General features: G+C 61.3%; 7 protein-coding genes. 1 reads left to right on the top strand and 6 read right to left on the bottom strand.

What is annotated here, in order from left to right; all coding sequences use genetic code 11:
• Positions 1-15: 15 nt before the first annotated feature.
• From CFII68_RS20500 to CFII68_RS20525, 6 genes are all read right to left on the bottom strand, one after another.
• The gene (locus CFII68_RS20500; RefSeq protein ID WP_018603288.1) at positions 16-1,635 is read right to left on the bottom strand and encodes an FMN-binding glutamate synthase family protein; all 1,620 of its coding nucleotides are present in this window, start codon (positions 1,633-1,635) and stop codon (positions 16-18) included.
• Between the two features lie 262 nt (positions 1,636-1,897).
• A complete protein-coding gene (locus CFII68_RS20505; protein ID WP_018603287.1) occupies positions 1,898-3,304 on the bottom strand; it encodes an ATP-binding protein in 1,407 nt (468 codons plus the stop codon).
• Positions 3,301-5,103, bottom strand: a complete 1,803-nt coding sequence (locus CFII68_RS20510; protein ID WP_018603285.1) for a DAHL domain-containing protein — start codon at positions 5,101-5,103, stop codon at positions 3,301-3,303. The genes CFII68_RS20505 and CFII68_RS20510 overlap by 4 nt, the downstream gene beginning before the upstream one ends.
• Positions 5,100-6,059 carry a cytochrome-c peroxidase gene (locus tag CFII68_RS20515; RefSeq protein WP_018603280.1) on the bottom strand — a complete coding sequence of 320 codons (960 nt, stop codon included), beginning with the start codon at positions 6,057-6,059 and terminating at the stop codon, positions 5,100-5,102. Before CFII68_RS20515 ends, CFII68_RS20510 begins: the two co-directional genes overlap by 4 nt.
• A gap of 42 nt (positions 6,060-6,101) precedes the next feature.
• On the bottom strand, positions 6,102-7,976 hold the full coding sequence (locus tag CFII68_RS20520; RefSeq protein WP_018603278.1) for a GGDEF and EAL domain-containing protein: 1,875 nt from the start codon (positions 7,974-7,976) through the stop codon (positions 6,102-6,104).
• Positions 7,973-10,264, bottom strand: a complete 2,292-nt coding sequence (locus CFII68_RS20525) for an EAL domain-containing protein (RefSeq protein WP_018603276.1) — start codon at positions 10,262-10,264, stop codon at positions 7,973-7,975. The genes CFII68_RS20520 and CFII68_RS20525 overlap by 4 nt, the downstream gene beginning before the upstream one ends.
• 228 nt (positions 10,265-10,492) lie before the next feature.
• Between CFII68_RS20525 and CFII68_RS20530 the strand changes: the two genes are divergently transcribed.
• The gene (locus CFII68_RS20530) at positions 10,493-11,860 is read left to right on the top strand and encodes an HD domain-containing phosphohydrolase (protein WP_018603274.1); all 1,368 of its coding nucleotides are present in this window, start codon (positions 10,493-10,495) and stop codon (positions 11,858-11,860) included.
• Positions 11,861-11,913: the final 53 nt, after the last annotated feature.

The raw sequence follows: 11,913 nt of genomic DNA, 5'->3' as shown, positions 1-11,913 counted from the left end.
GCGAATAGCTGATGTTTACGCCGCCGCTGTTTCCCGCGGCTCAAAACTATCCGCCCGCGCCATCTGCCACATCCGCGAATAAAACGCCCCATTGACCTCTCCCGTCAGCAATTCCCCCGGTTTGAGGAACACATGCAACTGGGAAAACAACTTCACCTCGGTGGCCGACATCCGCCGCACCAGATGCTTGGGCTGCAATTGCGCAGGATGCTCAAGCCCGGCGGCGGCGAGCATTTCGGCCAGGGCCTTGAGGGTGTTGCGGTGGAAGTTGTAGACCCGCTGGGCTTTATCCGGGACGACCAGGGCACGCTGGCGCAGGGTGTCCTGGGTGGCGACGCCGGTGGGGCATTTGTTGGTGTGGCAGCTTTGCGATTGGATGCAGCCGATGGCGAACATGAAGCCGCGCGCGGCGTTGGCCCAGTCGGCGCCGATGGCCAGGACACTGGCGATGTCGAAGGCGCTGACGATCTTGCCGCTGGCGCCGAGCTTGATCTTGTCCCGCAGGTTCAGGCCCACCAGCGTGTTATGCACGAACAGCAGGCCCTCGCGCAACGGTACGCCGATGTGGTCGGTGAACTCCACGGGCGCCGCGCCCGTACCGCCTTCCTTGCCGTCGACCACGATGAAGTCGGGCAGGATCCCGGTTTCCAGCATGGCCTTGGCGATGCCCATGAACTCCCACGGGTGACCCAGGCAGAACTTGAAGCCCACCGGTTTGCCACCGGACAGTTCGCGCAGTTGCTGGACGAACTGCATCAGTTCGATCGGCGTGGAAAACGCGCTGTGGCAAGAAGGCGAAACACAGTCCTCGCCCATGAGGATGCCCCGGGTCTCGGCGATTTCCCGGGTGACCTTGTGCTTGGGCAGGATCCCGCCATGGCCGGGTTTGGCGCCCTGGCTCATCTTGATTTCAATCATCCGCACCTGCGGGTTCCGGGCCTGGGCGGCGAAACGCTCCGGGTCGAAGCGCCCGTCAGGCGTACGGCAACCGAAGTAGCCACTGCCCAACTCCCAGGTGAGGTCGCCGCCGTGTTCGCGGTGGTAGGGGCTGATGCTGCCTTCACCGGTGTCGTGGGCGAAGTTGCCCAACTTGGCTCCTTGGTTCAACGCCCGGATGGCGTTGGCGCTCAGGGAGCCGAAACTCATGGCCGAGATGTTGAACACCGACGCCGAGTACGGCTGGGTGCATTGCGGGCCGCCGACGGTCACGCGAAAACCGCTGGGATCGCTCAGCGGGGCTGGGCGCATGGAGTGGCCGATGAATTCGAAGCCGGTCTGGTACACGTCGATCAAGGTGCCGAACGGTTTGTCGGCGCTTTCGTTCTTGGCCCGGGAATACACCAGCGAGCGCTGGGCCCGGGAGAAGGGCAGGGCATCGCTGTCGGATTCGAGCAGGTATTGGCGGATCTCCGGGCGGATGCCTTCGACCAGGTAGCGGATATTGCCCAGGATCGGATAGTTGCGACGCACGGCGTGGCGGCTTTGCAGCAGGTCGAACAGCCCCAGCAGGCTCAGCAACCCGGTCACCAGTGTGATCGGCCAGAGCCAGTCGTATTGCAGGAACGGCAGGCTGGCGAGGGTGAAGATGACACAGCCAGCAAAGAAGGCGTAACGACTCAGCAGAGACAGGCTCATACGGTTTCCTTGGGGGAGGGGTAGCGCAGGCATTCTGCGCCGACGGCAAAACGACGGGCAACCCTATGACGAGGGGATTGTCATGGGAACAAGGGTGTGTGGGAGCAAAGCTGTCTGGGAGCAAAACTGTGGGAGCAAAGCTTGCTCGCGATACAGGCGCCTCGGTTTCTGAAATACCGAGTGTCTCCATCGCGGGCAAGCCTTGCTCCCACAGCTCCCACAGCTCCCACAGCTTCTACAGTGTTCCCACCCCAGGAGCTGCTCAGCTCGCCTGCTTCATCTGCCGCACCGGCAATTCCACGCGAAAGGTAGTGCCGACCCCGACTTCGCTGCGTACCGTGATCTCGCCGTTGTGTTTTTTCACGATGCCGTAGGACAACGACAGCCCGAGCCCTGTGCCTTGGCCGATGGGCTTGGTGGTGAAGAACGGGTCGAAGATTTTCTGCAGGGTCTCGGGGGGGATGCCCGAGCCGTTGTCGGCGACTTCGATCCATACGGATTCGTCACCGACGCCGTTGCGCAGGGTGATGGTGCCGCGCTCGGGGCCGATGGCCTGGGCGGCGTTGACGATCAGGTTCATGATCACCTGGTTGATCTGCGACGGCAGGCATTCCACTTCCGGCAACGGCGTGTACTCCTTGACCACGTCGGCCTTGTATTTGATTTCATTGGCGACGATGTTCAACGTCGAATCCATGCCCTGCTGCAAATTGGCCATCTGCCATTCCTGGCTGGAGTCGACGCGGGAGAAGTCCTTCAGGTCCTTGACGATCTGCCCGACCCGGCCGATGCCATCCTTGGATTCCTTGATCAGCAAAGGGATATCCTCGACAAGGAAGTCCAGTTCCACCTGTTCGCGCAGCTTGCGCAAGTGCACCACCAGCTCCGGCGAGGCGATGGCCCCCTCGGCGCTGCCGTAGGCGCTGAGCATTTCCTGGAGTTTGCCAAAGTAGCCGTCCAACGCCCCCAGGTTGGAAGAAATGAAGCCGATCGGGTTGTTGATTTCGTGGGCCACCCCGGCCGCCAACTGGCCCAGCGAGGCGAGCTTTTCCGATTGCACCAGCTGGGTTTCCAGCATCTTGCGTTCGTCGATCTCCATTTGCAGCAGCTCGCTGGCCTGTTTGAACGCCTGGGTGCGTTGTTCCACCAGGTCTTCGAGCTTGTTCATTTTCAGTTGCGCACGGGAGGTCATTTCCCATTTTGTGGTCAGGGTGTTGGCCATCTGCTGGACTTCGATGTTGTCGAACGGCTTTTTCAGGATCAGCAAGCGATCGTGGCCGTTCAGGCGGTCGAGCAGTTCATCCCAGGAGTAATCCGAATACGCCGTGCAGACCACCACTTGCAGCAACGGGTCGCGCTTCCAGAGTTCTTCGATGGTCTTGGCGCCATCCCAGCCTTCGGGCATGCGCATGTCGACAAAGGCCAGGGCATAAGGACGCCCTTTTGCCGATGCCTCCAGCAACTTGTTCAGGCCTTCCTGTCCGCCATAGGCCGAGTCGAGTTCGAACACCGTGGCGACAGGTTTTGGCGCATCGCCGAACAGCGCGCTTTCCATGTCCAGCAAGTCAGCGTTGCTGTCATCCTCCGGGGTGAGGATCTTGCGGAAATCTTCATGAATGGCGGGTGTATCGTCGATCAACAGGATGCGGCGGTTACTCATGCTATTCATGGCTCACCTTCTGCAAGTTTCAGGGGCACCTGCAATTCGAAGGTCGCCCCTTTTCCTGGCCCCTCACTGTGGGCGGTGAGGTGGCCGTTCATTTCAATGGCCGCCAATGCGCAGCTGTGCAGGCCAAAGCCGTGGCCGTCCTTACGCGTGGTAAAGCCGTGGGCGAAGATGCGCGTCATGTTTTCCTCCGCGATCCCTTCGCCTTCGTCCTTGACGCTGATTTGCAAGGTTTCGCCATCGATGACGGCGGCCTTCAGGGTCATGTTCCGCGCATGATTGGAAACCCCCGCCATGGCGTATTTGGCATTGCTGATCAGGTTGATCAGGATCAACAGCAAGCGGTGCTTGTCGCCCATGATCCGCGGCACCTCGCCGTATTCCTTGATCACCGTAACATGATGGCGGGTCAGGGCGCCCGAGTTCATGCGCAGGGCGTCTTCGAGCAGTTCACTGACCACCAACGGTTCCAGCAGGCTGTTGGCCCCGGCATAGGATTGCTGGGTGGAGACAATATCCTTGATGTGGTCCACGCTTTTGCTCAGCTGGGCCAGCTCGTCGGTAAGACCCTGCTGCTCAACGGCGATGGCTTCGACCAGTTGGTTGAGGTAGCCAGGCAACAGTTTGCCTTTCGCGTCTTCGGTGAAAAAGTGCCCGAGGTCATCGGCGTGTTCGTTGATCAGTTGCATGGCCTTGCCCAGCCCCTGGGCCTTGCTGCTGCGTATTTTGCGGCTGACCAGGTCGGCGGAGATGTTCACGCTGTTGAGGACGTTGCCGACGTTGTGCAGCACGTTGGTCGCGATTTCTGCCATGCCGGCCTGGCGGGCAGTGTCCATCAATTCGCTCTGGGTGTCCTTGAGCTGGCGGGTCCGTTCTTCAACCCGCTGTTCCAGTTCATCGTTGGCGGTTTGCAGGGCGTTGTTGACCCTTTTGATCTCGGCGAAGCTGCGTACCAGCCGGATCGCCAGCCAGATCAGGATCAGCACCAGCAGCGTGGCGAACACCAGCAGGTAAACGTGGTTGCGCTCGTACTGGGCGGCGGCTTTTGCCTGGTCTTTCTCGAGCAGTTGGGTGATGGTGTCCAGGCGATCGGCCACGGGGATCGCTTCGATTCCCAGCAACAATTCGTTGACCCGTGGCTGTTCGCGCAGGATCACCCCGATGTGCCTGCGCAGGACTTCGACGGAGCTAAGCAGCCCCTCAGGCAGGCGCTCCTTGTTGACCTCCAGCTGGTTCAACCCCAGCAGAACCTCGGCCGCTATATCAGGGGAACTGAGCTGGGCGAACTCCATGCTGCTGAGGAGCAGGTCGTAGGTGTCGATGGCAACGTTCTGCAACTCCAGCCTGTACGTGTCGGGCAGCCGGGCGAACTGGCCCTGGATGTCGTCCTCGCCGGTGGGCAGGAAGGCCAGGGAATTGCGCAGCACCGCGTTATGGGATTTGAATTGTTCCACCAGGCGGGTCTTTTCCTTGACCAGCTTGAGGTATTCGTCGCGCTGAGCTTCCCAGAGTGACGGCCCGTGGCGCCCCGGTTCCGATTCAATGGCGTCCAGACGCTGCCACAGGCGTGCCATCTCGTGCAGGGGCGAGACCAGCGGGTCATAGTTGTGGGTCAGGGCGATCCGCGACTTGAGGACTTCGTTGTCCCAGATGGCGTCCTGTTGCTTGAGCAGGCGGATCAGGTCCCGGGACTCGATGTACGAGGCGGCCTGCTGGGCGCCTGAATTGATGTACATGAACAACAGGATGCCCGCCAGCAAGACGCCGATGAAGGCCAGGCCGAGGCGACGGAGGACTGTCATAGGGGCTTGCCCTCCCACTCACCGGTCAGGGTCTTGAGGAATTCGACGATCAGCTGGGTATCGTTCTTCAGGGGCTCGCGGCCCAACTGGTACTTGAACATCACCTCCACCGCGCGTTCCAGGCTCGGTGCGGAGCTGTCATGGAAATACGGGGCGGTGACGGCGACGTTGCGCAGGCTGGGCACCTTGAAAACCTGGCGGTCGGCTTCATCGCCGGTGATGTTGAAACGCCCTTCGTCGGCTCGGGTGGGGTTGCCCCGGTCCTCGAAGTAGTCACCCAAGACGCCGAATTTCTGGAACATGTTGCCGCCCATGTTCACGCCCTGGTGGCAAGCGATGCAGCCGTATTCCTTGAAGCGCTGGTAACCGAACTTTTCCCGGGGTGTGAGGGCGTCGGTATTGCCCAGCAGGTACTGGTCGAAGCGCGAATTGGGCGTCTGCAAGGTGCGTTCGTAGTCGGCCAGTGCGCCCTGGATATTGGGCTTGGTCACGCCGTCGGGGTAAGCGTCCTTGAAGTCCTTGGCATAGCCAGGGTCATCGGCGATGCGCTTGACCACCGATTCCCAGGTGCTGCCCATTTCCACCGGGCTGGTCACGACCGCATGGACCTGCTCTTCCAGCGTGTCGACGCGGCCATCCCAGAACTGGTGGAAGTTCAGGCTGGCATTGAACACGGTAGGGGTGTTGACCTCCACCGGCTTGCCGTCGAAGCCTAAGGAAAACGGCTTGTCGTCGGCGCCGCCCTTGTCCAGGCGATGGCAACTGGCGCAGGACAGGGTGTTGTTGACCGACAGGCGAGGGTCATTGAACAGCCGCAGCCCCAGTTGGACGCGCTTGGGGTCCAGGGTCGGAATCGGGGGCAGGGGTTTGAGGGGTTCGTCCAGTGGTTCGGCGTGAGCGGTCACGCTTGCTCCCACGAGTAGGCCGAGAGCCAGAATCAGTCCATGTGACGCCATGGGATGTTTTCCTTGAAACTTTGGTTGATGACACTCAGGTGTTCACGAAAACGGGTTCTGGCGTTTTTCCCACTCGGTCATCCAGTCGACGAAGGCCTGTGGTTCCACGGCCTTGCTGAAGTAATAACCCTGGACCTCCTCGCAGTGGTGTTTCTTGAGAAATTCCAACTGCTCGAGGGTTTCCACTCCTTCGGCAATGATGTGCAGGTTCAGGCTCTTGCCCAGGCTGATGATGGTGCTCACCAGCTTGGCGTCGTTGCTGTCGATGCTCAGGTCGCCGACGAACGACTGGTCGATCTTCAACACATCCACCGGAAATTTCTGCAGATAGCTCAGGCTTGAATAGCCGGTGCCGAAGTCGTCGATGGCCAGGCGTATCCCCAGTTGCTTGATGGCCTTGAGGACGGCGACCGTGGTATCGACGTTCTGCATCAGGACGCTTTCGGTGATCTCCAGTTCTAACTGTGTCGGGTCCAGGCCGGTTTCCTTGAGGGTGCGGGCAATGCCTTCGACGAAGCCGCGCTGGCGGAAATCGATGGCCGAGACGTTCACCGACAGGTACAGCGGGCGCATGCCCTGGGCTTGCCAGCGGCAGGCCTGCTGGCAGGCCTCCTGAAGCACCCATTGGCTCAGCGGGACGATCAGGCCGCTGTCCTCGGCGACCGGAATGAAATCCGAGGGATAGACCAGGCCATGATCCGGCCTGTCCCAACGCACCAGCGCCTCGACACCGACCACCTTGCCGCTCTTGAGGTCGAGCTTGGGTTGGTAATGCAGCACGAACTCCTTGCGTAGCAGGCCCAGGCGCAGGCCGGATTCGATGGTCTGCTGCTGCCGCGCCCGGCGGTTCATGTCTTCGGTGAAAAACCGGTAGTCGTTGGGGCCGGTTTCCTTGACGTTGCGCATCGCCGTCTCGGCTTTCTTGATCAGCGCCACGGCGTCGAAGCCGTCGTTCGGGTACACGCTGATGCCCAGGCTCGCGGTGACGCTCAGGTCATGGCCGTCGATGGGCTGTGGGGAACTGATGGCCGCCAGCAGTTTGTCGGCCACGCCTTTGGTCTGCTGCGGGTCGATGACGTCCCCCAGCACCACCACGAATTCATCGGAACCGTAGCGAAACACCGAGTCGGATTCACGCACCACGGTGGCCAGCGCCCGGGCCACGCGCTTGAGCATTTCATCGCCCACCGGATGGCCCAGCGCGTTATTGATGCGCTTGAAGCGGTCCAGGCCGATGAACATCACCGCCAGTTGCCGGTCATGCCGACGGCACTGGGCCATGGCCTGGGTCAGCCGATCGCCGAGCAACATGCTGTTGGGCAACTCGGTGAGCACGTCGTATTGCAGCAGGTGGGACACCTTGAGCAATTCCTGGACGCGCTCTTCGATCGTGCGTTCCAGGCTGCGCATTTTCCTCGCCGCATCCTGGGCCAGCTGCCATTTCCAGGTCATGGCGCTGGCCATCTGGCGGATTTCCAGGGTGTCGAAGGGTTTCTTGAGGATCAGCAACTGATCGTCGAACTCGATCCGTTCGGACATGGTTTCCCAGGAGTAGTCCGAGAACGCCGTGCACAGGGCGATTTGCAGGCGCGGGTCGGCCTCCCACAGCGCCTCGATGGTTTGCAGGCCGTCCCAGCCCGGTGGCATGCGCATGTCGGCGAACACCAGCGCATAGGGCTGGCCTTCGGCCTGGGCGCGCTTGACCAGTTCCAGCGCCTCCTCTCCCTGGTAGGCCGAGTCGATCTGGAATTGCAGCCGATTGACCTGCGGGGTGCCGAACAGCAGGCTCTCGGTGTCGTCCAGCGAGTCATCACTGCCGGCGCTGGGGCTGAGAATCTTGCGAAAGTCCTGGTGGATCGCCGGCGTGTCGTCCACCACCAGGATTCGCCGGTTGGCAGGTACCGCCATTGGATTCATGGATTGCTCTCCGATAGCTGGCTCGCTGGGCGGGTCCAGTGGTCTGTCGCCGGGACGATGGTGCCGACCTTGAGCAACTCGGCGGCCTGGCCGCTGTCGACCACGGTGCTGAAGTAGTGCCCTTGGGCCTGCATGTCCCCGCCGCTGGACATCAGCGTGGTGCGTTGCTCCTGGGTCTCGACACCCTCGGCAATGATCCCGATGCCCACGTCCCGGGCGAAGTTGATGATCGCCCGCAACGTCGTGGCGTTTTCGGGGTCGGCGTTGGCGCTGTCGAGGAAACGCTGGGCGAGCTTGAGGTGATTGACCCGGTAGGTCTTGAGGTAATCGAACGAGGAGTACTCGGTGCCGAAGTCATCGATGGCGATCTGCACGCCCAGTTCGCAGAGGCGCGGCAGCACGTCGTTGTGGGTCCACTTGGTCTGGGCCAGGGTGGCTTCGGTGACGTCGAAGCGCAGATCCCAGGGCGCCAGTTCCCAGCGCGCGGTGGTGCGCAGCACGTCGTAGATCAATTCCGGGCCGGTCTTGAGCTGGGTCAGGGACAGGTCGATGGCGATCACCGGGGGCGCCATGCCCTGGTCACGCCATTGGCGCATTTGTTGGCAAGCCTGGTCCAGTACCCAATGCCCCAGGCCAATGATGATCCCGGTTTTCTCGGCGGCGGGCATGAAGGCCGCTGGTTCCAGCCAGCCACGTTGAGGGTGGTTCCAGCGCACTTGCACGCCCATGCCGAGGATCTTGCCGGTGCCAAGGTCGACTTCCGGCAGGTAGTGCAGGTGCAGTTCGTTGTTCTCGATGGCCTGGCGCAGGTCGTTGGCGAGGGCGACCCGGTCGGTGACTTCCTGGTTAATTTCTTCATTGTGGAAATGGTACTGGTTGCGGCCCTTTTCCTTGGAGCGGTACAGGGCCATGTCGGACTGCGCCATCAGGCTATCGGCACTCAGGCTCTGCGGGGTGTACAAGGCGATGCCGATGCTCACCGAGATCCGCACGTCGTTGCCGTCCAGGGAGTACGGCGCCACCAGCGCATCACGGATCTTGCCCGCCAGCGCGGCGCAGTGGGTCGCTTCATGGACGTCCAATTGCAGCAGGGCGAATTCGTCGCCGCCCAGGCGCGCCACCACGTCGTTTTCCCGGGTACAGGCCTTGATGCGAGCGGCGACCTCCTGCAGCAGCAGGTCGCCGATGGGATGACCCAAGGTGTCGTTGATGCGTTTGAAGTGGTCCAGGTCCAGGTAGAACATGGCAAACGGCGCGGCCCCGCGACGAGCGGCGGCGAAGGCCTGGTGCAGGCGCTCGATCATGGTGGCGCGGTTGGCCAGCCCGGTCAGGCCGTCGGTGCGGGCCAGCAAGGAGATTTTTTCTTCGGCCAGCTTGCGTTCCGTGATGTCGAGGATGATGCCTTCTATCTCCAGCAACAGGCCATGCTCATTGCGCACCGGGATGTAGCGGTTCTCCACCCAGCGGAACGTGTCGTCGCCGGTACGCATGCGGAACTCGATGGAGGCCCCTGCGGAATCGCGGTCCAGGACGCGGACCATGGCCTCATGGACTTTGTCCTGGTCATCGGCGTGGATCAGGGTTTGCGCCCAGTCCGGCGCGTTGGTCAGTTGCGCCGCGGAATGGCCGAATTTGGTGATGTTGTGGGAGATGTACATCAATGGGAACGGCGGCTCGCCCCGCAGGCGATAGAGGATGGTCGGGCTGTTCTGCACGATGATGTTGGCGTCGGCCAGTTCCCGGGTGCGTTCCTCGACCGCGCGCTCGAGCATGTCCATTTTCAGCGCCGCGTCCTCGGTCATCTGCCATTTGACGGTCAAGGTGCTGGCCATCTGGCGGATTTCGATGGCATCGAAAGGTTTTTTCAGGATGAGCAGGCGGTCGCCCAGTTCAAGACGATCGGCGATGTCTTCCCAGGAATAGTCCGAATAAGCGGTGCACAGGGCCACTTGCAGCTTGGGGTCGGCGCGCCAAAGCCGTTCGATGGTTTCCAGGCCGTCCCAGCCCGGTGGCATGCGCATGTCGATGAACGCCATGGCGAAGGGTTGCCCCTGGGCCAGTGCCGTTTCGACCTTGTTCAAGGCTTCCATGCCCTGGAACGCCGAATCGAGCACGAAACTCGTGCCGGAGACCGCCACAGGCGAGCCGAACAGGGCTTCTTCGGCGCTGCTCAGGCTGTCATTGGCGCTCGCCTGGGGGCTGAGGATCTTGCGAAAATCCTCATGGATGGTTGGCGTGTCGTCGACGATCAGGATCCGCCGATTGGTTTTATCCAATGGCAGGCTCATGGCCGTGCACCGTTCTGATGCTGACTATAGAACCCTGGAAACATCTGATATCCCTTTCGCTGGCATGAGTATTCGGCCTGTACTTGGCCCTTCATGGGGTAGAGCATAGTCGTCTGATCGGGATACGCTCGGCCAGTGATGGCAAATGTGTCTAAATGTTCGCAATCTACTAGCCTGTATTTCGGGGGTAAGGTAGAACGGTTGTCGTGACTAGGAGGGGGGTTTCAAATGGAAGATCAATCGCCGGACGTTCCGGTAAAGAAACCGGCAGTGCTGCTGGTTGATGACGAAGAGTCGATTCTCAATAGCCTGCGTCGGCTATTGCGCAGCCAGCCGTACGAGATCCTGCTGGCCGACAGTGGCGCCAAGGCCCTGGAAATTCTCAAGGAGCGGCCGGTCGACCTGGTAATGACCGACGCGCGCATGCCGAACATGGATGGCGCCACGCTGCTGGCCGAGATCCGCAAGCTGTACCCATCGACCTTGCGCATCCTGCTCACCGGTTATGCCGATGTGGACATGATGACCAAGGCCATCAACGAGGGGCAGCTCTATCGTTACCTCAGCAAGCCCTGGAACGATGAGGAATTGGTCCAGGCCTTGCGCCAGGCCCTGTCCCACCAGCATTCCGAAAGCGAGCGTCAGCGCCTCGAAGCGCTGAACCGCGAGCAGAACCAGCAACTCAAGACCCTTAACGCCACCTTGGAAAAACGCGTGGCGTCGCGCACCTCCGAGCTGCAGCAGACCGCCGACATGCTCGATTTGGCTTATGACGAGCTCAAGCGCAGTTATGTGACCAGCACTGAAGTGTTTTCGCTGATCGCCAACCTGCGCCTGCCCAAGGCCAAGCAGACCAACCGGCAGATCATCGAGTTGATCAGGGTCTACAGCCGGCTGCATTTCCTCGATGAGTCCACCGACCGCGACCTGACCATGGCGGCGGCGCTCTACAACATCGGCAAGCTGAGCTGGACCGACAACATGATGGTCACGCCCGCCGACATGCTGCACCACACGGAACTTGAGCTCTATCGGGCCTATCCGAAGCAGAGCGAATCGCTGCTGATGACCCTGGACCCGATGAAGGACGCGGCGCGGATCATCCGCCATCACCAGGAGCGTTGGGACGGCAGCGGTTTCCCCGAGCACCTTCGGGGCGACGCCATTCCGTTCGGTTCGCGGTTGTTGAAACTGGCGGTGGACTTCATCGAGCTGCAGCGCGGGTTGATCCTGGAGCGGCAGATGAACAGCGACGAAGCGCTGGTCTACATCCGCAAATACGCCGGCAAGCTGTACGACCCGGACATGATCGAGGACTTCATCAAGGCGTGTGCCGAATACCTGGAAGACGTGACCCTGTCGGACCCGACGGTGCAAGTCTCCACCACGCGCGAGTTGACCCCCGGGATGATCCTGGCGCGCAACCTCAATGCCGACAACGGCATGTTGCTGCTCAACGCTGGCAAAGTCCTGAGCGGGCCGTTGATCGAAAAACTCATTGCCTTCGAGGCGATGGAGGGCGCGCGGTACAGCGTGTTCGTCAAGATCCCCGAGGAGGAGGCCGACCCTTCGGTGCCGAAGCCGATGTTGGGGTGACTGGGTTCTGGGTTGGATTGGATTGGATTGGATTGGGTACATATCCGTTGCTG

Origin of the sequence: Pseudomonas sp. CFII68 (assembly GCF_000416195.1) — a bacterium.
Lineage (GTDB): Bacteria > Pseudomonadota > Gammaproteobacteria > Pseudomonadales > Pseudomonadaceae > Aquipseudomonas > Aquipseudomonas kilonensis.
This window is presented reverse-complemented; position numbering and strand designations above follow the sequence as displayed.